Genomic DNA, 20,826 nt, shown 5'->3' on the forward strand with positions numbered 1-20,826 from the left:
AGCGCCATTGGAGAACGCCGCAATGAACACCCGCGAAATGACCGACCGCATCGCCACCGGACAGGGTTTCATTGCCGCACTCGATCAGTCGGGCGGCTCGACGCCCAAGGCACTGCGCGGTTACGGGGTGGAGGACAGCGAGTGGTCGGGTGACGAGGCGATGTTCGCCCAGATCCACGCGATGCGCGCCCGCGTTATCACCTCGCCCTGCTTCGGCAGCGGGAAGGTGATCGGGGCGATCCTGTTCGAGCGGACGATGGACGGCATGGTCGATGGCAAGCCGACGGCCGACGCGCTGAAGGACCGCGGCATTGTCCCCTTCATCAAGGTCGACGAGGGCCTGGCCGATGAAGCGGACGGCGTGCAGCTGATGAAGCCGATGGGCAAGCTGCCTGCGCTGCTCGAAAAGTCGGTCGCGAGCGGCATGTTCGGCACCAAGATGCGCTCTGTCGTCAAGGCTGCAAACCCCGCCGGGATCGCCGCCGTTGTCGCGCAGCAGTTCGAAGTGGGACAGCAGATCATCGCCGCCGGCCTGATGCCGATCATCGAACCTGAGTACGACATCACCGCCGCGGACCGCGTCGAAGGTGAGGCGATGCTGCTTGCGGAAATCCTCAAGCATCTGGACGCGCTGCCCGAGGGTCAGCAGGTGATGCTCAAGCTGTCGATCCCCGCCACCGCCGGGCTTTATACCCCGCTGGTAAACCACCCCAAGGTGCTGCGCGTGGTCGCGCTGTCGGGTGGGTTCTCGACCGACGACGCCTGTTCGCGCCTCTCGCACAATCCCGGCATGATCGCGAGCTTCAGCCGCGGCCTGCTGCAAGACCTGCGCAAGGGTCAGTCCGACGCGGAGTTCAACACCGTGCTCGGCAAGGCGATCGACCAGATCGCCAGCGCCAGCGTTTAAGGCCTCAGTGCGCCTCGTAGGTGAAGCGGTAATCCTCCTTGGCGGTCTCGTTCCCGGCTCCGGCCATCGGAGAGGGATTGCCGGAGGTCAGCGCGATGACAATGCCGTGCGTTCCAAAGTCCTCGCCCAGCGTGAGGTCTGCGGTCTCGCGCCAGCCTGCGCCGTCGATGCGGGTGCGCACCACCAGCCGCCCGGCCCATACGCAGCGCGCGTTCATCGGGCAGCGGCTGTCCTCGACCACCTCCTGCGGAGTCACGACAACCGCGCCGACCTGCACCGCCTGGCCGATTGCGACCGCGCTGCCCTGCGGAACGGGGGCGCTGGCCGAATTGGGCGCATCGGGGATCACCGCGCAGCCCGCGACGGCGGTGGCGGTGAGGGCGAAGGGGGCGAGGGTGCGCAACAGCTTTATCATGCCCCGCTTAGGCCCGCCCGCGCCTGAGTGGCGGCTGAACAGGTGACAGGCGGCCCGCAAGGCTTTAGCGGGAGCGCCATGACCGAAACCCAGCTTTATCTCATCTCCCCGCTTGATGTCGGCGGTGACTTCCCAGCCCGGCTCGAACGGGCGCTTGTGGCGGGGAAGGGTCTTGTTACCGCCTTCCAGTTCCGCGTGAAGGGTGTCGACAGCCACGAGGCTGCCGCGTTGGCAGAGCCGCTGCAGGCGATCTGCGCCGCGCATGACGTGGCCTTTATCGTCAACGATTCGGTGGCGCTCGCCAAGCGGTTGAAGGCGGACGGTGTGCATCTGGGGCAAGACGACGGCGCACCGCGCGAAGCCCGCGAGGAATTGGGGCGCGAGGCACAGATCGGCGTGACCTGCCACGCCAGCCGCCACCAGGCGATGGAAGCGGGCGAGGCGGGTGCGGACTATGTCGCCTTCGGGGCGTTCTACCCCTCGACCACCAAGGATAAGGGGCCGGACGCCGAGGTGCCCGATCTTGAGCTGCTTCAATGGTGGACCACCATCTTCGAAATCCCCTGCGTCGCCATCGGCGGGATCACGCCGGACAATTGCAAGCCGCTGATCGAAGCAGGCGCGGATTTCCTCGCGGTGTCAGGCGCGGTGTGGAACGGGGACGAGGTTGCGGCGATCGAAGCCTTCGCCAAGGTCATGCGGGGGTGAAGCGCAAGCTGGCCTTGCTGGCTGGCGCGATTGCCGCTTGGCTTGTGGCAGTCGCTTGCTGGATTGCCGTTGGGCCGGCCGTTAGCAGGACAGATCGGAGTGCGACCGCCATCGTGCTTGGCGCTGCTGTGATCGGCACAAAGCCTTCTCCCGTGTATGCCGCGCGGATCGACCACGCCGTTGATCTCTATCGTCAGGGGCGGGTGCAGAATATCCTGCTGACCGGGGGACGCTCACCCGAAGACACGCTAACCGAAGCGGCGAGCGGCGCGGCCTACGCCATGGCAAAGGGCGTTCCGGAGACCGCAATCCTGCAGGAAGACCGCTCGCGCACGACCCGTGAAAACCTCGCGAATGCCCGTGAGGTGCTGGGGCAGGCCCGCTTGCAGCCGGTGCTGATCGTTTCTGACCCGCTCCATATGCGCCGCGCCATGGCGATGGCGGCCAGCGAAGATTTCGATGCGCAAGCCTCGCCCACGCCCACCACACGCTATCGCAGCCTTGCGACGCAAGCTCCCTTCCTAGCGCGCGAGGTGTGGTTCATGCATGTTCACTGGCTGGCCGCGATTTAGGCCGACCTCAACAGCCCAGTTGATCGGCCAGATCGGTGAAGCTGGTCGCCGACCATTCCCACACCTGTTCGTAATGCGCATCGGGCGCAGGTGCGCCGCCGTATTCTTCGGGGCGGTCGACATAGGCCGTCAGCAATCCGCAAGCCCGCGCGCCCGCCAGATCGCCGTGGTGCGCCGCGACGAGGCACAGTTCGTGCGGTGCAATGTCCAACACTTCGGCGGTGTGCAGATAGGCCTTCGGGTCCGGCTTGTAGGCGCCGCTCACTTCCGCCCCGAGGATCGCATCCCACGGCAGGCCGCCTCGGCGCGCCATCGCCAGCAGCAGGGCGATATTGCCGTTCGAGCACGTGACGATCGGAAAACGCGCCTTGAGTCGTATCAGCCCTTCGACCGCGTCGGGCCAAGGGTCCAGCCGGTGCCAGGCGCGGTTCCAGTCGGCCAATAGATCGTCATCAAGGCGCGCCGGATCGACGCCGCGTTCGCGCAAGGCCGCCTCGAGCATTTCGCGGTGGAGCACATCGAGCGGGACGAAGGCGCGGCCCGATTTCCGCATGCCGATCATCGCCGCGATATACTGCCCGCGCCATGCGTCGGCAAAAGCCTCAGCCTCGCTGGCATCCTGCCCGATCATCGCCAGAAAAGCGGCGGATTCCCGCGCCACACTGGTGCGCCAATCGACGACCGTGCCGAACACATCGAAGGCGAGTGCTTTGGGCAGGGCCTGGTGTGGTTCGCTTGTCGCCATTATCTGCGCGCTGCCTTCCCGGCCGCTCAGTTCCCGCTGCCCACCCGCGTGCAGATCAGCCTGCTCAAGCTCCCGTCCGGGTTCAGTTTCTGCAAGGTGTTAGCGCCCAGCACCTTGAAACGCTGGTCCTTCTTGGGGCCGCGGGTGAACACCACTTCGGTGCCGCGCAGCAGGTAGATGCCGCTGCCTTGGGGGCTTTCGTAGCTGGAGGCGGTACCGATGCGGAATGCTTCTGCGGGGACTTCGATGAAGGCTTCGCCCCCTGCGTCGCCGGGCAGGGCGCATTGCCAGTTGCCATGCTGGAGAATGCCGAGCAGCCCGCCGCTGGGCGCAGGCGCGCTGGCTTGCGGGCGGGAAGCATCGCGATCCTGCCCGCGCGCATCGCCGGGCAGGAAGGCTGCGGCCGCCGCGGCGCCGATCAGCAAGAGGAAAACGTAACGGGTCTTCATAACGCCGCCGCTCTATCAGCCTGCGCCCGCCGTGGCCAAGGGTTTTGCGCGAGGTTTTGCCCGCGCTTGCCCGGACAGCCCGCCTCGGCTATGGGCGCGCATCATTTCGGGGCGTGCGCCTTTGCGGCGGTGTGCCCTTTCGCTCTTTCCACCACGTAAAAAGGCCCAAAGCCCCATGAAGATCAGCGGCGTCGACATTCGCCCCGGCAACATTCTGGAATATGAAAAAGGCATCTGGAAAGTCGCCAAGATCCAGCACACCCAGCCGGGCAAGGGCGGGGCCTATATGCAGGTCGAAATGAAGAACCTGCAGGATGGCCGCAAGACCAACGTGCGATTCCGCAGCGCCGACACGATCGAGCGCGTGCGCCTCGACACCAAGCCCTTCCAGTTCCTCTATGCCGAGGGCGAAGACCTCGTCTTCATGGACAACGACACCTACGAACAGATTACGCTGCCCGGCGACCTGCTCGGCGATGCGCGCCCGTTCCTGCAGGACGGGATGCAGGTGAACCTTGAGCTGTGGGACGAAAAGCCGATCTCGGTTGAACTGCCCTCGCAGATCGAAGCCATGATCGTCGAGGCTGACGCCGTGGTGAAGGGGCAGACCGCTTCTTCCAGCTACAAGCCCGCAATCCTCGACAATGGCGTGCGCATCATGGTCCCGCCGCACATCGGCAGCGGCACGCGCATCATCGTCGACGTTTACGAGCAAGCATACGTCGGCAAGGCGGGCTGAGCACAGATCATGGCAGCTATTTCCGGCCTCATTCGCGTCATGGAGCGCGCCGCGCGCAAGGCGGGCGGGCGTCTGCGCCGCGATTTCGGCGAAGTCGAGCACTTGCAGGTCAGCCGCAAGGGCCCGGCCGATTTCGTCAGCAAGGCCGATATCCGCGCCGAGCGCACGCTTTATGACGAACTGCTCGCCGCCCGTCCGGGCTGGGGCTTCGTCATGGAAGAGGCGGGCGTGATCGAAGGCGATCCCGGCATGCCGCGCTGGATCGTCGATCCGCTCGATGGCACCAGCAACTTCCTCCACGGCATCCCGCACTTCGCCATTTCCATCGCCGCGCAGGAACCGCGCGCCGACGGCAAGGGCTGGGGCGATGTGGTTGCGGGCGTGGTCTATCAGCCGATCACCGACCAGACCTTCTGGGCGGAAAAATCGCGCGGCGCATGGCTTCAGGATGCGCGCCTGCGCGTCTCGGCCCGCTCGCGTCTCGCTGATGCCCTTGTGGCGACCGGCGTGCCGTTCTTCGGTCACGGCGACTTTGCCGAATGGAGCCGCATCTTCGGCGCGATCGGCCCCGAAGTCGCAGGCATCCGTCGTTTTGGCGCCGCATCTCTCGATCTGGCCTATGTGGCGCAGGGCCGGTTTGACGGGTTCTGGGAAAGCGGCCTCAGCGAATGGGACACGGCGGCAGGCTGTCTGCTGGTGCGCGAGGCGGGCGGGTTCGTCTCCGATTTCCGCGGCCGGTCCGAACCGATCCATGCCAATCAGGTGCTGGCGGCCAATGACGGGTTGCACTCGAAGCTGCACAAGCTGCTGGCGGGTGCGCTGCGATAGGGTTCAGGGCGGGTTTGCGGCGGGTTAGCCCCCCCTTAGACCCCCTCTAGACCCCCTTTAGCCCCGGTTTGCGGCGATGTTTCGCGTGAAACATTGTCGCGGCTTGCTTGCCAGCGTGATCGTCGCTCGCTAACAGCCCGTGCATCCGCTCCGGAGCCCCTGTGGTGGAATTGGTAGACGCGACCGACTCAAAATCGGTTATCGAAAGATGTGCCAGTTCGAGTCTGGCCAGGGGCACCACTCACATGAGTTAAATACTCTTCGCTTGTGCAATGCGGCCAAGCGGCTAGCCTTCGGGCCAAGCCATGCTGGAATCTCCATCATATCACGCGATTGCTGCGATGGCCGTGACCGTCGCCATGTTCATCGCCTTTGCGCGGGGGCGCTACCCGGAAGAGATCATCTCGCTGGTCACCATCGCGGTGATCGCAGTCGGGCTCTACTTCGCCCCGATCGGAGACAATAGCCCGACCGACGGCCTCGCACTTGCCTTCGGCGGGTTCGGCCATTCGGCGCTCATCACGATCTGCGCGCTGATGATTATGGGGCGGGGGCTTGTCGTCACCGGCGCGCTGGAACCTTTCGCTAGGCTGCTGGAAAGGATTTTCCGTTGGAACAGCCAGATCGGGCTGCTTGCGGCGCTGCTGGTTGCCTACTTCCTGTCGATGTTCGTCAACGACACACCGGTCATGGTGCTGCTGATTCCGATCATCGTTGCCATTGCTGCCAAGGGGCTCATGGCGTCCTCGAAAATCCTCATGCCGGTGAATATCGCGGTGCTGCTGGGCGGCATGTCGACCACCATCGGCACCTCGACCAACATCCTGGTGGTCTCCATCGCCGATGACCTCGGAATGGCGCCGATCGGGGTTTTCCAGTTCACCCCGATCGTGCTCGTCGCCGGGATATTCGCGTTGCCTTACCTGTGGCTTGTCATGCCGCGGATGCTGCGCGACAACAGCGTTGTGCCCGACAATGCGCGCCGCATCTTCCATACCCGCCTGCGGGTCGGAGGGGGCGGCGAACTTTCACCCGACAAGGACAAACTGCCCGAAGGCATAACCTTCCACGACACCCCCGGTAAGCTTGCGCCTGACGAGCGTCCGCATATTTCGGGCACACATGAAGCCCTTGAGGAGGCAGCACGCGCGCTCAAGGGCGAACTGGCGCCAGCTTGGGTGGTCGAGCGGATCCGCCGTATCTCGAATGCGCAAAGGCAGGACATTGTGGCAGTCGAGATGACGGTCACTGCGGATTCGCGACTGGTTGGCCTCACACTTGCAAGCTCCGGAATCGCTGATCTCTACAGTGTTGCGGTGCTCGGCATCCACCGGCCTGACCGCGTTTTGGGCGAGCGTGACACGTTCAGTGAGGCGGGTGATCGCGTGATCCGCGAAGGCGATGTGCTGCTGGTCATGGGGATCGACGACGACTTGCATAGCTTTGCGCGAAATGACGGCCTGTTGCGGCTTGCGGGCGCGCGGGAGTTGCCGCGCAGGTCCAAGGCGGTGCTGGCGGGCGCAATCATGCTCGGCGCGATTGCCACGGCATCGATCGGGCTGCCGTGGTTCGACGGGCTCACCTATGCACCGATCAAGCTGCCGATCGCGATTTCGTCGCTGGCGGGGGCAATCGCGATGTTCGTCACCGGCTGCGTGAAGTTCGACAGGGTAGGGCGGGCGCTTTCGGCAAAGGTCATCGTCCTGATCGCGGCAAGCCTCGCGATCGGACAGGTGATCGACAAAAGCGGCGCGGCGGAGTGGCTGGGACAGGCGCTTTCGCTCGGGCTGGCCTATCTTCCGGCCGCTCTGGTGCTTGCCGCCATCATGCTGTTCGTGACGATTCTGACGAATTTCGCCTCTAATGCGACAGCGGCAACCATCGGCACGCCCATCGCTTTCAGCATCGCCGCGCAGCTCGGCCTGCCGCCGGAGCCGCTGGTGCTGGCCGTGCTGTTCGGGTGCAACCTGTGTTATGCGACACCGATTGCCTATCAGACCAACCTGCTGATCATGTCCGAAGGCGGCTACCAATTCGGCGATTTCGTGCGCGCAGGGGTGCCATTGGTGGCGTTGATGGTAACGGTACTCTCGGTGCTGCTGGTGATATGGTACAGGCTGTAGCGGCTCATTGTGGGGAGAAGAACATGAAGCGGGCATCGATTTGGGCGGGGATCAGCGCCATTGCATTGGCGGCAACGCCCGCGCAGGCTGACGAATTGCGCGACGCGGTTTCGGCCGATCTTCCCGCGCTGGTGGAGCTTTACAAGGACCTCCACGCCAACCCCGAACTCAGCTTCCAGGAAGTCGAGACATCAAAGAAACTCGCCGCCCGCGCCCGGGCGATGGGGTTTGACGTGACCGAAGGCGTCGGCAAGACCGGCGTGGTTGCGGTGATGAAGAACGGTGATGGCCCGGTGGTGATGCTGCGCGCCGATATGGACGGTCTGCCGGTGATCGAGCAGACCGGACTGCCCTACGCTTCCAAGCGCCGCGCGGTGCCGCAGACCGGGATCGAGACGGGGGTGATGCACGCCTGCGGGCATGACACTCACATGGCCGCATGGATCGGCACGGCCCAGCTTCTTTCGGCGCGCAAGGACCAGTGGTCGGGCACGCTGGTGATGATCCTGCAACCTGCCGAGGAGATCGGGCAGGGCGCCAAGGCGATGCTTGACGACGGGCTCTATACGCGTTTCCCCAAGCCCGATTATGTGCTCGCTTTCCATGATGCTGCGCAGTTCCCTGCCGGCCACATCGGCTATTCGAAGGGCTTCGCGCTCGCCAATGTCGATTCAGTCGATGTCGTGGTGCCCGGCATCGGCGGGCACGGGGCCTACCCGCATACGACCAAGGACCCGATCGTCATTGCCTCCAGCATCGTCATGCGTTTGCAGACCCTGGTGAGCCGCGAATTGAACCCGACCGATTCCGCGGTCGTGACCGTCGGCAGTTTCCAGGCCGGGTCGAAGCACAACATCATCTCCGATGAAGCACGGCTCCAGCTGACGGTGCGCAGCTATAGCGACAAGACGCGGCAACACCTGCTCGACGGGATCGCCCGCATCGCCAAGGCCGAGTCGATGGCGGCGGGGATGCCGGATGACAAGCTTCCCAAGGTCACGGTTGCCGATCCCTATACGCCGGCCACCTACAACACTCCCGAATTCACCGAGACGGTGATGACAGGCCTGAAATCACGGTTCGAGGGGCGCATTACCGAAACCCCTGCCGTGATGGGGGGCGAGGACTTCAGCCAGTACTACCGCGCCGACCGCGAGAACGTCGAATCCCTGATCTTCTGGGTTGGCGGGGTCCGTGCGTCCGAGTGGGAGAAGGCGCAGAAGGGCGAGATCCAGCTACCGTCGCTGCATTCGCCGTTCTGGGCGCCCGATGCGCCGGTGGTGATCGCCACGGCGACCGAGGCGCTGACTGCTGCAACTCTCGGGCTAATGCCCAAACAGGGCGGATGAGCTAGCACAAAAAAGGCGGCCGCCGGAGCGCGACCCTTGCGGGTGCGTTCCGGCGGCCGTTTCTCCTCCCCAGGAGAACTGTGAAACGGGTTATTCCGAAGCGGGCACGTAGGTGCCGAGGCGGTGGTGCAGCGCGTTGATCTTGGCCAGCTCCTCGCGGTCCTCGGTGGCCCGTGCGTGGCTTTCCAGCGCACGGCGCAGCAGCTTCATGTCAGCGGTGGAGAGCAGCGCGCGGGCGCGGGCAGGCTCGGTCTTGGGGGTATCGGTATTGGTCATGTCACTCTCCTCGGGGTGATTGCCCGCCAGTCCTTAGGCGGTTCGCGGGCATCCCGGAAGGCCGGATTATCCAGTCCTCCCGGGATTCTCTCCCACCCTTGCAGCTACCGTTAGGCAGCTTCGAACTGGTTCATGGTGTTGTGCGCGCCGCCAGCCTTCAGAGCGGCTTCACCAGCGAAGTATTCCTTGTGATCGTCGCCGATGTCCGAACCGGACATGTTCTGGTGCTTCACACAGGCGATACCCTGACGGATTTCCTCGCGCTGCACGTTCTTCACGTAGCCGAGCATCGCAGCCTCACCGAAGTATTCGCGGGCAAGGTTGTCGGTGCTGAGCGCGGCGGTGTGGTAGGTCGGCAGCGTGATGAGGTGGTGGAAGATACCGGCCCGTGCAGCGGCATCGCGCTGGAAGGTGCGGATCTTTTCGTCGGCTTCGGCGCCGAGTTCGGTGCCGTCGTAATCGACACTCATCAGCTTGGCGCGGTCATAGGCCGAGACATCCTTGCCTGCTTCGGTCCAGGCATCGAACACCTGCTGGCGGAAGTTCAGCGTCCAGTTGAAGCTGGGCGAGTTGTTATAGACCAGCTTCGCATTCGGCACGACTTCGCGGATGCGGTCGACCATCTCGGCGATCTGTTCGACGTGGGGCTTTTCGGTCTCGATCCACAGCAGGTCGGCGCCGTTCTGGAGCGAGGTGATGCAGTCGAGCACCACGCGGTCCACACCCGTGCCAGCGCGGAACTGGTAGAGGTTCGAAGGCAGACGCTTGGGCGAAAGCAACTTGCCGTCGCGGCTGATGAAGACCTGGCCGTTGGTGATGTTGGCCGGATCGACCTCATCGGCATCGAGGAAGCTGTTGTACTGGTCGCCCAGATCGCCCGGTTCCCTCGAGAACGCGATCTGCTTGGTCAGGCCAGCGCCGAGCGAGTCGGTGCGGGCGACGATGATCCCGTCTTCCACGCCCATTTCGAGGAAGGCCATGCGGCAAGCGCGGATCTTCTGGAGGAAATCCTCATGCGGCACGGTGACCTTGCCGTCCTGGTGGCCGCACTGCTTTTCGTCCGAGACCTGATTTTCGATCTGGAGCGCGCAGGCGCCCGCTTCGATCATCTTCTTGGCGAGCAGATAGGTCGCCTCGGCATTGCCGAAGCCCGCGTCGATGTCGGCGATGATCGGCACCACGTGGGTTTCGTAGTTGTCGATTGCATTCTCGATGCGCTTGGCTTCAACGGCGTCACCGGCCTTGCGGGCAGCGTCAAGCGCGCGGAACATCATGCCGAGTTCGCGGGCGTCAGCCTGCTTGAGGAACGTGTAGAGCTCCTCGATCAGGGCAGGCACCGAAGTCTTCTCGTGCATCGACTGGTCGGGGAGGGGGCCGAACTCGCTGCGCAATGCGGCAACCATCCAGCCCGAGAGGTAGAGGTAGCGCTGCTTGGTGGTTCCGAAGTGCTTCTTGATCGCGATCAGCTTCTGCTGCGCGATGAAGCCGTGCCAGCAGCCGAGCGACTGGGTGTACTGGGCGGGGTTTGCGTCATAGGCGGCCATGTCGGCACGCATGATCTTCGCGGTGTACTTGGCGATGTCGAGGCCGGTGGCGAAACGGTTCTGGATGGCCATCCGCGCGGCGCTTTCAGGATCGATAGCGGCCCAGCTCGGTCCGTTCGCGGTGACGATGTCGCGCATCCGGGTGATGGTGTTCTGGTAAGTCATGTGCGTCTCCTGTCCATCCTGGGGAGTGGTGAAAGCCCGATGAGGGACTCGCGCCGCTGGATGGGCAGGCTTTGGCGTGGTGCGCCGCAGCATGACAGGGAAAGTTACAGAAAATCGTGTCGCTATCCGGACAATTGGCCGTAGACTTGTGTAAATCTGTCAATAAAGTTACAAGTGGCGCATGGCTGATACCAATATTCTCGCAGGCCCCGCCTTGCGCCGTTTGCGCAAGCGCGAAAGCCTGACCCAGGCTGCAATGGCAAGCATCCTTGGGATATCGCCCTCCTACCTCAACCTGATCGAGCGCAATCAGCGTCCACTTTCCGCACGGGTGCTGGTGCAGGTGATCGAACGCTTCGACTTCGATCCGCGATCCTTGCGCGAAGATGACGCTATCGGCGGACTCGACGGACTAGTGCGTCGCATGGCCGACAAGCGCTTCGGCGACCTTGGGATAGACCGCGAGGAAGTGCAGGAATTCCTCGCCACCGCGCCACAGATCGCGGCTGCCTTTGCGCGGCTCTACGATACAGGGGGCGGCGAACGGATCGTTGTCGAGGATACCGCAGCCGCCGCGCGCCGCGCTGTCGAACGCTGGCAGAACCACTTTGCCGATCTTGATCATGCGGCCGAAGATCTTGCGGACGAGCTGCGTCTGTCGCGCGGGGAGATCAGCGCCGCACTATCCGAACGTCTGCGCGAAAAGCACCAGCTATCGGTCCGCATCCTGCCCGCAGAAGTCATGCCGGGGCAGGTCCACCGCCTCGATCTTCACGCCCGTCAGCTGCAACTTTCCGAGATGCTACCCGGTGCAGCGCGGCGGTTCCAGATCGCGCGGCAGGTGGGTGCGCTGGAAATGCGCGAGGGTGTCGAAACACTGGTGGCCGGCGCCAACCTCGCCAGCCCCGAAGCGCGTGACGCGCTGCGCGAACATGTGACCGATTATCTTGCGGGCGCGCTGCTGCTGCCTTACCGACGCTTCCTGCGCGCCTGCGAGGCGACGGGTTATGATCTCGCCGTGTTGCAACGCCGCTTTGCGGTCAGCTTCGATCAGGTCGCCCAACGCCTCACCACACTGGGCCGCGTGGGCGAGCGTGGCTTGCCGTTCTTCACCGCCACCATAGACCGGGCCGGGCGGATGACCCACTTCACCGCCGGGGGGAGCGGTGCGCTCTACCCGCTGGAAGGCGCGCGCTGGCCTGCATGGGTGCCCTATGCCGCTTTCGAGCGTCCGGGCACGGTTCTTACCCAAGCCGTCACATTCGGCGAGGGGGAGGCAGCGGCACGGCACTGGTTCACAATCACCCGCACCGTGGACGGCGACGGAGTCATGTGTGCGGGGCGGCGCGCTGTGGTGCTTGGGATCGAAGCGCGCTTTGCTGCCGATCTTGCCCATGCTCGCGGTGTTTCGCTCGACCGCGCTGATGCAGTGCCGCTTGGCACGCCGTGCCTGCGCTGCGGACGGGCCGAATGCCTTACCCCCGCGCCGGCCCGGCTCGCCAGCGCGCTCCCTCGGCTGCGGCCCGGTATCTGAGGACCATGTTAACCCTCGCAACCCGCACAAAAGCGCGGTGCGGCAGAGTGGTGTAAAGTTTACCGACACTTAAGGTCTCAGCCTTAGAAGCGTGTGGGCATGCACCAGAGGCCCCCCGCGCGATGATCCGCCTGTTCAAGCATTATATCCCGCATGCCGTGCTGCTGCTCGGCCTGCTAGATCTCGGCTTGCTGGTTCTCGCGAGCGAGATTGCCTGGCAGTGGCGGGCGCACCAGATCGGCATGGATATGGGCGATTTCGGCGGCCGCGGTCTTGCTCTGGTTGGTACAGCGAGTGTCATCTGGCTGGCGATGATCGCAGTCGGTGTTTATGGCCCCAACGCACTGCGCAGCCTGCGCTTTGCCGGTGCGCGGGTGCTGGTCGCGATCAGCCTCGGCATCATTGCGCTTGCTGTCGTCGACTTCATCATTCGCAGTGATCTGTTCTGGCGGTCGACCCTGCTTTACACGATGGGTCTCGCCATCCTTGTGCTGGTCGCCGACCGGTTGCTGCTCAACTCCTTCCTTGGCTCATCGGCCTTTCGTCGCCGGGTGATGGTGCTGGGCGCCGGCGACCGGGCGCAGCGCCTGCGCGAACTTGGCGAGAAGCCTGAAACCGGTTTCGCGATCGTTTCCTACATCGCGGTGAGCGATGACGTGCGCGTGGTCGAGGAAGCCATTCCGCGCTCCGCGATCCACGATCTCGGCCGCTTTGTTGAGAACCTTGGCGTTTCCGAAGTGGTGCTGGCCTTGCAGGAGCGACGTAATGCGCTGCCGCTGAAGGATCTGCTGCGGATCAAGACCAAGGGCGTCCACGTCAATGATTTCTCCAGCTTCATCGAGCGTGAGACAGGCCGCGTCGATCTCGACACGATCAACCCGAGCTGGCTGATTTTCTCTGACGGTTTTTCGAGCGGGCGCATGTTCTCGAGCGCGGTGAAACGCATCTTTGACATCACGGCAAGCGTGATCCTGCTCGCTCTCACCTTCCCGATCATTGCGCTGTTCGCGCTCCTCGTGAAGCTCGACAGCAAGGGCCCGGCGTTCTTCCGCCAACAGCGCGTGGGACTGTTCGGCGAGCCGTTCACCGTCATCAAACTGCGCTCGATGCGCACCGATGCCGAAAAGGACGGGGCCAAATGGGCGGAAGAGAACGATCCCCGCATCACCCGCCTCGGACGGTTCATCCGCAAGGTCCGGATCGATGAGCTTCCACAGACGTGGAGCGTCCTCAAGGGCGAGATGAGCTTCGTCGGACCGCGCCCGGAAGTTCCGTCCTTTGTCGATAGTCTGGAAGAGGAGATTCCCTTCTATGGCGAACGGCACATGGTAAAGCCCGGCATCACCGGGTGGGCGCAGATCAACTATCCCTACGGCGCGTCGGTCGAAGATAGCCGCTGCAAGCTTGAGTATGATCTCTATTACGCCAAGAATTACACGCCCTTCCTCGATTTCGTGATCCTGCTGCAGACCTTGCGGGTGATCTTGTGGCCGGAGGGCGCGCGGTGATCTGGCTCGGCGGTATGGTGCCCATGGCGGGCTTTCTTGCGTGGCTTGCGGGCGCGGTGCTCAGCGCAGGCGCGATGCTGTGGATCTGGCGCAACGGCGAGCGCGCGCGGCCAGACCGGATCGGGCTGATGGCCGCCTCTGGTGCGAGCGCCATCTGGTGCGCGCTGGCTGCGGGGCTCGGGCCGGATCATGGCGTTGCCGTTATCGCGGCAATGGTCCGCAATCTGGCATTGATCGCAACGATCTTCTCCCTGTTTGCGGCCGATGGTCGAACCGCCAGCCTCAAGCCGGTCCGTCCGGTGATCATTGCCTTGGTGATGGTGCAACTGCTCCAGCCTGTTGTCCTCCTGGTTGGCTATCCGCTCGGCGATGCGGCACATGCCGGACGAGCCGCCTTCGAAGCGCGCGCGCTGATCGACATGCTTGTGGCCATCGGCGCGCTGATGCTGCTGCACAACCTTTACGCCGGAGCGGCCAGCGCTTTGCGTCCGGTGCTGCGCTGGACCGGCATGGCGCTGTCCGGGATCTTTGCCTACGATCTCAACCTGCACACCCTGGCCTATCTCGGCGGCACAACGCCGTGGGCGCTGGGCGACCTGCGCGGTGTGTTCGCAGGAACAATGGCGGTGCTGTTCGCGCTCGGCATGAATGCGGCCGGGCCGCGGGTCCAGTTCAGTCCATCGCGGGCTGTGACGTTCCGCACACTCTCGCTATTGCTGATCGGCGGCTATCTGGCGGGCATGGTGCTTGTCACCAAGTCGCTGGCGCTGATCGGCGGCGATGTGGCGCGTGCGAGCCAGGCCGTGTTCGTCGTGGCCGCGATTATCGCTGCCGCCGTTGCTCTGCCATCGGCTCGGATACGCGGATGGATGCGCGTGACGGCGACCAAGCACCTGTTCCAGCACCGGTACGACTATCGCCAGGAATGGCTTCGCTTTACCCGCACCATCGGCCACGGCGGCAGCGGGGGCGCGAGCCTTGAGGAACGTGTGGTCAAAGCACTGGCCGACATTACCGAAAGCCCCGCCGGATTGCTGCTCATGCCCAATGAACAGGCGCAGCTGGAGCTGACCGCACGCTGGAACTGGCCGACTATTGCGGTGCCGGCAGTGGCGGGCGACTTTGCGCTGTCCGGTCTGCTCGAACAGCACAACCTGATCCTCGCACTCGACGAGGCGCGAGAAGGTATCGATCATCAAGGCGAGCTGTCTGCCGTGCCGACTTGGCTGATGGAGGCCGAAGACGCCTGGGCGCTGATCCCGCTGATCCACTTCGACCGCCTTGTCGGGGTGATTGTGCTCGCCCGCCCGCGCAATCCACGCCAGCTTGACTGGGAAGACTTCGATCTGCTGCGGGTCACAGGGCAACAGCTTGCAAGCTATCTGGCAGAGCAGGCCGGTCAGCAAGCGCTGATGGATGCGAGCCGCTTCGACGAGTTCAACCGCCGGATGGCGTTCGTGATGCACGACATCAAGAACCTCGTAAGTCAGCTTTCGCTGCTCGCCGCCAATGCCGAAAAGCACGCTGACAATCCAGCCTTCCGCGCCGATATGCTGGTAACTCTGCGCAATTCGGCGGACAAGCTCTCGGCACTTCTGGCACGGCTTGGTCGGTACGGGACGGGGCAGGTTGCCGCTCTGGGGCCAATCGATCTGGTTGAGCTTGCCCGAAGCATCGCCGCGCGCTTTGCGGGCGTGCACCCGGTCGCGTTGACCCGCGAAGGTGCGGTTCAGGTGGTGGGCGACCGTGAAGCGCTGGAGCAGGCTCTGCTCCACCTTGTGCAGAACGCCATCGATGCCAGTGAGGCGAACAGCCCGGTGTTTCTGGATGTCATCGCCGAGGGGCTCCACGGCACCATCGAAGTGGTCGATGCCGGCAAGGGCATGAGCCCCGAATTCGTGCGCACCGGCCTGTTCAAGCCCTTCGTCTCGTCCAAATCTGGCGGCTTCGGCATCGGCGCCTTCGAAGCGCGCGAACTTGTGCGGGCGATGGGCGGACGGATCACCGTCGAAAGCCGCGAAGGGCTGGGAACACGCTTTGCCGTGGTGCTGCCGCTGGCTGAGGCGGTGCGCCTGCTCGGAGCGCAGAATGCTGACAAACCACAAGAGGTCGCGTGATGGCTGACAAGAAACCCGTCCTGCTCATCATCGAAGATGATCCGGGCCTGCAGGCTCAGCTCAAATGGGCCTATGACGATTTCGAGGTGGTGATCGCGGGCGACCGCGACAGCGCCATTGCCGCGCTGCGTTCTGAAGCGCCGGGTGTCGTGACACTCGATCTCGGCCTGCCGCCAGATCCCGACGGGACGACCGAGGGCTTTGCCGTGCTCGATGCGATCATGGCATTGAAGCCCGATACCAAGGTCATCGTCGCCAGCGGCCACGGTGCGCGGGAAAGCGCGCTAGCGGCCATCGCACGCGGGGCTTACGACTTCTACCAGAAGCCGATCGATATCGACGCCTTGGGGCTGATCGTGCGCCGCGCTTTCAATCTGCGCGCGATCGAGGAGGAAAACCGCCGCCTTGTCGCGTCCAGCAGTGCGGACAAGACCGTGCTGGGTCGGATGATCACCGGCGCGCCGGAGATGGTCAAGGTCGCGCGGACGATTGAACGGGTGGCGCGCACCAGCGTATCGGTGATGCTTCTGGGGGCAAGCGGGACGGGCAAGGAACTGCTCGCCAAGGGTCTCCATGAAGCGAGCGATCGCGCAGGTGGGCCCTTCGTGGCGATCAACTGCGCGGCGATCCCGGAGAACCTGCTCGAAAGCGAGCTGTTCGGCCACGAGAAAGGTGCCTTTACGGGCGCCGTCAAGACTACCGAGGGCAAGATAGAGAGCGCCGATGGCGGCACGCTGTTCCTCGACGAAGTGGGCGACATTCCCCTGCCGTTGCAGGTAAAGCTGCTGCGCTTTTTGCAGGAACGGACCATTGAGCGGGTTGGCGGACGCAAGGCCATTCCGGTCAATACGCGCATTGTCTGCGCGACCCACCAGGATCTCGAAAGTATGATCCAGCAGGGGGCTTTCCGCGAAGACCTGTTCTATCGCCTCGCCGAGATTGTCGTGCGCATCCCCGGCCTTGCCGAAAGACACGGCGATCCGGTGCTGCTCGCCAAGGCGTTTCTCAAGCGGTTCGCTGCCGAGATGAACCCATCCGTGACGGGCTTTGCGCCGGATGCTTTGACCGCCATCGACGCGCATGAGTGGCCGGGCAATGTCCGCGAGCTGGAAAACCGGGTGAAGCGCGCGGTGATCATGGCCGATGGCAAGCTGGTGAACGCTGACGACCTCGATCTGGGCTCTGCCGGAGATGAGGATGCCGATGTGCTCAACCTCAAGGCTGCACGCGAAGCGGCCGATCGCCGGGTGATCCGCCACGCGCTGTCGCGCAGCGAAGGGAATATCTCCAGTACCGCCAAGCTGCTCGGGATCAGCCGCCCGACGCTTTATGACCTGCTCAAACAATATGACCTTCAGACCTAGCCTTTGCGCCGCGCTGGCTGCGCTGGCGCTGGTTCTGGCTGGTTGCTCAGGTGGTGCAGAAGATAGCGCCCGGCGATCCGCTGGCCCGGTAAGTCCTGCCTTTGTCCGATTGCTCGACGAAGCCGACAAGGCCATGGCGCAAGGCGCGCTCGCCGATGCGGGCCGCAAGCTTGACGAGGCGCGCAGCCTCTCGCCCGAAAGCCCCGACCTGTGGCTCGCCATCGCCCGGCTGCGTCTGCGCGGCGGGGAGCATTTGACCGCGCTGGAAGCCGCTGACCGTGCGCTCGCGCTTGGCCCTAACCACCCGCCCGCATTGCTACTGCGTGCGCTGATCGTGCGCGATGCCCACGGGGCCGCCGACGCGCTGATCTGGTTCGAAGCTGCGCGCAAGGCTGAGCCTGCCAATCCCGATATCCTCGCCGAATATGCCGCAACTCTGGGCGACAGCGGGCAGGCAGGCGCGATGCTCAAGATGGTGCGGGCGCTCGCCGAGATCGCACCTGACGATCCACGCGTGCCCTATCTCCAGGCGGTTCTGGCCGCGCGCGGAGGAGAATACACAATTGCCCGCAGCCTGCTCGCCCGCAGCGAAATGGTGGATCGCGGCGTGCCTGCGGCCTTGCTGCTCGATGCTGTCATCAGCCTTGAAGAAGGCAATGCCGACAGCGCAGCCGAGACGCTGGAAACCCTCGCCGCACGCCAGCCCGCCAACACCCGTGTCCGGGAGTTGCTTGCCAGAGCATTGCTCGCTGGCGGGCGCGACAGCGAATTGATCCGGCGCTTCTCGGCCGAGGCCGCGTTGACCGAGGCCTCGCCGTATCTGCTGATGCTGGTCGCACGCGCATACGAACGCTCGGGTGACCGCGCGGCAGCGGCTCCCTTGCTGGCACGCGCCTACGGCCCGATGCGGGGTTTGCCGGTGGTGCTGGCGGTGCGTGACGGCCTGCCGACACCGACAGCCGGGGTGCGAAGGGCGTTGCTGGCTGGCAATGGCGGGAACGCGCGTGCTCAGACTGAGGCGTTGCGCCGGCAGTTTCCCGCATCGGTCGATGTCGCGAGCCTTTCTGGCGATGCATCGCTGGGTGCGGGCGATCCGCAGGCAGCGCTGACTGCCTATGCGCTGGCGTCCGAGGTGCGAAGACCCTGGCCGCTCACCCGCAAGGCTGTGTGGACCTTCGACCGTTCCGGCAATCACGAAGCTGCCGAACTGCTGCTGATGCGCCAGATCGCTGGCGAGACCGATACGGCGAGTGCTCTTGTTGCTCTGGCCGAACGGCAGGCGGCTCGCGGTGACTGGGTTCGTGCGGCGGTGCTGCTCGATCACGCAATGATGCTGGGTTCGGGGCACGATCCGGCATTGCTCCGACTGCGCCTCCGCGTTGCGCGTGAATTGGGCAAGGCAGAGGACACGGCCCGCTTTGCCGCGCTGCTTGCCGAGGTGCAGCCGCGCAGGTTGAGCCCGCGATAAGTCTGCGCACGCTCGACAAGCACGCCCGCGCAGGGCAGGGGCGTGGCCCGATGACCAAGCCGCCCGCCGCGCCTGCGCGTTTCCCCTTCTTGACCGATCCAATGATCGCGGTGCTGGTGATCGCGACTGCACTTGCCCTGCTGCTCCCAGCGGCGGGAGAGGCGCGTGCGACCGCGACCACGGTTTCGAACGTCGGCATCTTTGTGCTGTTTCTCGTCAACGGGATGCGGATACGGCGTTCCGAGATTGCGCGGGGGCTGGCCAATTGGCGCTATTTCGGGCCGCTGATGCTGTTCGTGTTCGGGGCGATGGCGCTTGGGGGTCTGGGCTTCGCGAGCCTTGCAGGAAACGTGCTGCCGCCACTGGTGGCGCTGGGCTTCGTCTATCTCGGTTGCCTCCCCTCGACCGTGCAATCGGCGACGTCTTACACCAGCCTTGCGCAGGGCAACGTCGCGCTGTCGGTAGTCGGCGCGGCGCTGATCAATATCGCGGGCGTGCTGGTCAGCGCGCCGCTGTTTGCGCTTCTTGGCGGGGGAGGGGCTGGAGAGATCGGCGGTGAAGCGATTATCCGGATCGTGCTGATCCTGGTTCTGCCCTTCGCTATCGGGCAGGCGGTGCAGGACCGTTTCATCGACAAGCTGATCGCCCACAAATCGACTGCCGCTTGGCTTGACCGGGCGGTGATCGGGATTGCGGTCTATGTCGCCTTTTCGGGGGCGGTCGAGCAGGGTCTGGCGACGATGTTCGCGCCTGCCGATTGGGCCGCGCTGATCGTGCTGGTATTGGCGATGCTGGGGTTGGCGTTGGCGAGCGCCTGGGGCACCGCGGTGCTGCTTGGCCTGCCGCGTCCTGACCGGATCGCCTTCCTGTTCGCCGGGTCGCAGAAGAGCGTCGCCATTGGCGCGCCGCTCGCTGCCATCCTGTTCCCACCCGCGAGCGCTGGCTTCGTGATCGCACCGCTGCTGCTGTATCACCTCGCCCAGCTGGTGCTGGCCGCGCCGCTCGCTTTGCGGTTGGCGAAAGACGCGGATTAGGCCTTGGGCTGGTAAGTCTGCTCTTCGCCCGGGAAGGCGCGGGTGCGCACTTCCTCGGCATAGCGGGCGACGGTGCGGTCGATTACGCCCGCGATGTCCTCGTAGCGTTTCACGAAACGCGGTACACGCTCGAACATGCCGAGCATGTCTTCGGTGACAAGCACCTGTCCGTCACACTGGGCCGAGGCTCCGATACCGATGGTGGGGCAGGACACACCCTGCGTCGCGGCGATGGCAATCGGTTCGACGACGCCTTCGATAACGATGGCGAAGGCACCCGCTTCATCGAGCGCTTTGGCATCGGTGACGATCTTGTCCGCTTCGGCGTCAGAGCGTCCGCGCGCGCCATAGCCGCCCAGCACGTTGACGGCTTGCGGGGTCAGCCCGACATGGCCCATCACCGGAATGCCGCGCTGGTTGAGGAAGGCGACCGTTGGTGCCATCGCCGCTCCGCCCTCAAGCTTCACGGCCGCCGCGCCCGTCTGCTTCAGCAGGTACGCCGCGCTCTCGAAGGCCTGCTGCGGCGAGGCTTCGTAGCTGCCAAAGGGCATGTCGATCACCACCACGGAATGGTAACTCCCGCGGACCACCGCCGCGCCGTGGTTCGCCATCATCTCCAGCGTCACCGGGATGGTCGAGGGCAGGCCGTAAATCACCTGCCCGAGGGAGTCGCCCACCAGCAGCAGATCGCAATGCGCATCCAGCAGCTGGGCCTGACGGGCGGTGTAGGCGGTGAGCATGACCAGCGGTTCGGCGGTCACACCGTCCCGTTTGCGGGCACGGATGCCCGGCACGGTCAGGCGTTTCATTGGCGCCGGGGTGGGGTTGGCGCGGCTTGTGCTGGTGTCGAGCTGGAAGGTCGTGGACATGGGCGCAGGGTGTAGCGACTGCGCGGGCCGGGGGAAAGCCTGCGCTTTACCGCTTGTGTTGCGAGCCTGTTGCGCTAGCGTTACGGCCATTCGATCGCGCGGGGGATCTGCC

At 64.5% G+C, this 20,826-nt stretch carries 19 protein-coding genes and 1 tRNA gene; 14 read left to right on the forward strand and 6 right to left on the reverse strand.

Features of this window, described 5'->3' with window-relative positions:
* Nucleotides 1-22: 22 nt before the first annotated feature.
* On the forward strand, nt 23-907 hold the full coding sequence (locus tag KVF90_RS10920) for a fructose bisphosphate aldolase (protein ID WP_264391606.1): 885 nt from the start codon (nt 23-25) through the stop codon (nt 905-907).
* A gap of 4 nt (nt 908-911) precedes the next feature.
* Here the strand turns inward: KVF90_RS10920 and KVF90_RS10925 are convergent, their stop codons facing one another.
* Nucleotides 912-1,322, reverse strand: coding sequence for a hypothetical protein (locus tag KVF90_RS10925; protein WP_264391607.1), 411 nt, complete (start codon nt 1,320-1,322; stop codon nt 912-914).
* A gap of 78 nt (nt 1,323-1,400) precedes the next feature.
* Here KVF90_RS10925 and thiE point away from each other — a divergent pair, with 78 nt between their 5' ends.
* Both thiE and KVF90_RS10935 read left to right on the forward strand, forming a co-directional pair.
* Entirely contained in the window at nt 1,401-2,030 is a 630-nt protein-coding gene (gene thiE, locus KVF90_RS10930; RefSeq protein WP_264391608.1) for a thiamine phosphate synthase, read from the forward strand.
* 113 nt (nt 2,031-2,143) lie between these two features.
* Nucleotides 2,144-2,602 carry a YdcF family protein gene (locus tag KVF90_RS10935; protein ID WP_264391609.1) on the forward strand — a complete coding sequence of 153 codons (459 nt, stop codon included), beginning with the start codon at nt 2,144-2,146 and terminating at the stop codon, nt 2,600-2,602.
* A gap of 7 nt (nt 2,603-2,609) precedes the next feature.
* On the opposite strand, the gene KVF90_RS10940 is transcribed toward KVF90_RS10935, so the two are convergent.
* Both KVF90_RS10940 and KVF90_RS10945 read right to left on the reverse strand, forming a co-directional pair.
* Nucleotides 2,610-3,347 (reverse strand): haloacid dehalogenase type II, encoded by a 738-nt coding sequence (locus KVF90_RS10940; protein WP_264391610.1) that lies wholly within the window; start codon nt 3,345-3,347, stop codon nt 2,610-2,612.
* Nucleotides 3,348-3,373: 26 nt separating this feature from the next.
* A complete protein-coding gene (locus KVF90_RS10945; protein ID WP_264391611.1) occupies nt 3,374-3,796 on the reverse strand; it encodes an elongation factor P in 423 nt (140 codons plus the stop codon).
* A gap of 175 nt (nt 3,797-3,971) precedes the next feature.
* Here KVF90_RS10945 and efp point away from each other — a divergent pair, with 175 nt between their 5' ends.
* The 5 genes from efp to KVF90_RS10970 all read left to right on the forward strand — a co-directional run bounded on the left by efp (nt 3,972) and on the right by KVF90_RS10970 (nt 8,835).
* Nucleotides 3,972-4,535 carry an elongation factor P gene (gene efp / locus KVF90_RS10950; RefSeq protein ID WP_264391612.1) on the forward strand — a complete coding sequence of 188 codons (564 nt, stop codon included), beginning with the start codon at nt 3,972-3,974 and terminating at the stop codon, nt 4,533-4,535.
* A gap of 9 nt (nt 4,536-4,544) precedes the next feature.
* Nucleotides 4,545-5,363, forward strand: a complete 819-nt coding sequence (locus KVF90_RS10955) for an inositol monophosphatase family protein (protein ID WP_264391613.1) — start codon at nt 4,545-4,547, stop codon at nt 5,361-5,363.
* 155 nt (nt 5,364-5,518) lie between these two features.
* A tRNA-Leu gene (locus KVF90_RS10960) sits at nt 5,519-5,603 on the forward strand.
* A gap of 101 nt (nt 5,604-5,704) precedes the next feature.
* Nucleotides 5,705-7,486 (forward strand): SLC13 family permease, encoded by a 1,782-nt coding sequence (locus KVF90_RS10965; RefSeq protein WP_319641020.1) that lies wholly within the window; start codon nt 5,705-5,707, stop codon nt 7,484-7,486.
* A gap of 23 nt (nt 7,487-7,509) precedes the next feature.
* Nucleotides 7,510-8,835 (forward strand): amidohydrolase, encoded by a 1,326-nt coding sequence (locus tag KVF90_RS10970; RefSeq protein ID WP_264391615.1) that lies wholly within the window; start codon nt 7,510-7,512, stop codon nt 8,833-8,835.
* A 90-nt stretch (nt 8,836-8,925) separates the two neighbouring features.
* On the opposite strand, the gene KVF90_RS10975 is transcribed toward KVF90_RS10970, so the two are convergent.
* Nucleotides 8,926-9,111: a hypothetical protein gene (locus KVF90_RS10975; RefSeq protein WP_264391616.1), complete on the reverse strand. Its 186-nt coding sequence runs from the start codon at nt 9,109-9,111 to the stop codon at nt 8,926-8,928.
* 110 nt (nt 9,112-9,221) lie between these two features.
* Nucleotides 9,222-10,820, reverse strand: coding sequence for an isocitrate lyase (locus tag KVF90_RS10980; protein WP_264391617.1), 1,599 nt, complete (start codon nt 10,818-10,820; stop codon nt 9,222-9,224).
* 181 nt (nt 10,821-11,001) lie between these two features.
* On the opposite strand from KVF90_RS10980, the gene KVF90_RS10985 reads away from it, so the two are divergent.
* From KVF90_RS10985 to KVF90_RS11010, 6 genes are all read left to right on the forward strand, one after another.
* Complete coding sequence (locus KVF90_RS10985; protein ID WP_264391618.1) at nt 11,002-12,354, forward strand: helix-turn-helix domain-containing protein; 1,353 nt, start codon at nt 11,002-11,004, stop codon at nt 12,352-12,354.
* A 122-nt stretch (nt 12,355-12,476) separates the two neighbouring features.
* Nucleotides 12,477-13,862, forward strand: a complete 1,386-nt coding sequence (locus KVF90_RS10990) for a TIGR03013 family XrtA/PEP-CTERM system glycosyltransferase (protein WP_264391619.1) — start codon at nt 12,477-12,479, stop codon at nt 13,860-13,862.
* On the forward strand, nt 13,841-15,979 hold the full coding sequence (gene prsK / locus KVF90_RS10995; protein WP_264391620.1) for an XrtA/PEP-CTERM system histidine kinase PrsK: 2,139 nt from the start codon (nt 13,841-13,843) through the stop codon (nt 15,977-15,979). Before KVF90_RS10990 ends, prsK begins: the two co-directional genes overlap by 22 nt.
* The gene (prsR, locus tag KVF90_RS11000; protein ID WP_264391621.1) at nt 15,979-17,343 is read left to right on the forward strand and encodes a PEP-CTERM-box response regulator transcription factor; all 1,365 of its coding nucleotides are present in this window, start codon (nt 15,979-15,981) and stop codon (nt 17,341-17,343) included. Before prsK ends, prsR begins: the two co-directional genes overlap by 1 nt.
* Nucleotides 17,327-18,811: a tetratricopeptide repeat protein gene (locus KVF90_RS11005; RefSeq protein ID WP_264391622.1), complete on the forward strand. Its 1,485-nt coding sequence runs from the start codon at nt 17,327-17,329 to the stop codon at nt 18,809-18,811. Before prsR ends, KVF90_RS11005 begins: the two co-directional genes overlap by 17 nt.
* Before the next feature lie 50 nt (nt 18,812-18,861).
* Nucleotides 18,862-19,845, forward strand: a complete 984-nt coding sequence (locus KVF90_RS11010) for a bile acid:sodium symporter (RefSeq protein WP_264391623.1) — start codon at nt 18,862-18,864, stop codon at nt 19,843-19,845.
* Here the strand turns inward: KVF90_RS11010 and panB are convergent.
* Nucleotides 19,842-20,714, reverse strand: a complete 873-nt coding sequence (panB, locus tag KVF90_RS11015) for a 3-methyl-2-oxobutanoate hydroxymethyltransferase (RefSeq protein WP_264391624.1) — start codon at nt 20,712-20,714, stop codon at nt 19,842-19,844. The genes KVF90_RS11010 and panB overlap by 4 nt on opposite strands.
* Nucleotides 20,715-20,826: the final 112 nt, after the last annotated feature.

It is taken from the genome of Porphyrobacter sp. ULC335 (assembly GCF_025917005.1).
Lineage (GTDB): Bacteria > Pseudomonadota > Alphaproteobacteria > Sphingomonadales > Sphingomonadaceae > Erythrobacter.

Excerpts from the sequence above, each read along its gene's own strand:
- KVF90_RS10920 (WP_264391606.1), top strand. The coding sequence starts at position 23 with ATGAACACCCGCGAAATGACCGACCGCATCGCCACCGGACAGGGTTTC.
- KVF90_RS10925 (WP_264391607.1), bottom strand. The coding sequence starts at position 1,322 with ATGATAAAGCTGTTGCGCACCCTCGCCCCCTTCGCCCTCACCGCCACC.
- thiE (WP_264391608.1), top strand. The coding sequence starts at position 1,401 with ATGACCGAAACCCAGCTTTATCTCATCTCCCCGCTTGATGTCGGCGGT.
- KVF90_RS10940 (WP_264391610.1), bottom strand. The coding sequence starts at position 3,347 with ATGGCGACAAGCGAACCACACCAGGCCCTGCCCAAAGCACTCGCCTTC.
- KVF90_RS10945 (WP_264391611.1), bottom strand. The coding sequence starts at position 3,796 with ATGAAGACCCGTTACGTTTTCCTCTTGCTGATCGGCGCCGCGGCGGCC.
- efp (WP_264391612.1), top strand. The coding sequence starts at position 3,972 with ATGAAGATCAGCGGCGTCGACATTCGCCCCGGCAACATTCTGGAATAT.
- KVF90_RS10955 (WP_264391613.1), top strand. The coding sequence starts at position 4,545 with ATGGCAGCTATTTCCGGCCTCATTCGCGTCATGGAGCGCGCCGCGCGC.
- KVF90_RS10965 (WP_319641020.1), top strand. The coding sequence starts at position 5,705 with ATGGCCGTGACCGTCGCCATGTTCATCGCCTTTGCGCGGGGGCGCTAC.
- KVF90_RS10970 (WP_264391615.1), top strand. The coding sequence starts at position 7,510 with ATGAAGCGGGCATCGATTTGGGCGGGGATCAGCGCCATTGCATTGGCG.
- KVF90_RS10975 (WP_264391616.1), bottom strand. The coding sequence starts at position 9,111 with ATGACCAATACCGATACCCCCAAGACCGAGCCTGCCCGCGCCCGCGCG.
- KVF90_RS10980 (WP_264391617.1), bottom strand. The coding sequence starts at position 10,820 with ATGACTTACCAGAACACCATCACCCGGATGCGCGACATCGTCACCGCG.
- KVF90_RS10985 (WP_264391618.1), top strand. The coding sequence starts at position 11,002 with ATGGCTGATACCAATATTCTCGCAGGCCCCGCCTTGCGCCGTTTGCGC.
- KVF90_RS10990 (WP_264391619.1), top strand. The coding sequence starts at position 12,477 with ATGATCCGCCTGTTCAAGCATTATATCCCGCATGCCGTGCTGCTGCTC.
- prsR (WP_264391621.1), top strand. The coding sequence starts at position 15,979 with ATGGCTGACAAGAAACCCGTCCTGCTCATCATCGAAGATGATCCGGGC.
- KVF90_RS11005 (WP_264391622.1), top strand. The coding sequence starts at position 17,327 with ATGACCTTCAGACCTAGCCTTTGCGCCGCGCTGGCTGCGCTGGCGCTG.
- KVF90_RS11010 (WP_264391623.1), top strand. The coding sequence starts at position 18,862 with ATGACCAAGCCGCCCGCCGCGCCTGCGCGTTTCCCCTTCTTGACCGAT.
- panB (WP_264391624.1), bottom strand. The coding sequence starts at position 20,714 with ATGTCCACGACCTTCCAGCTCGACACCAGCACAAGCCGCGCCAACCCC.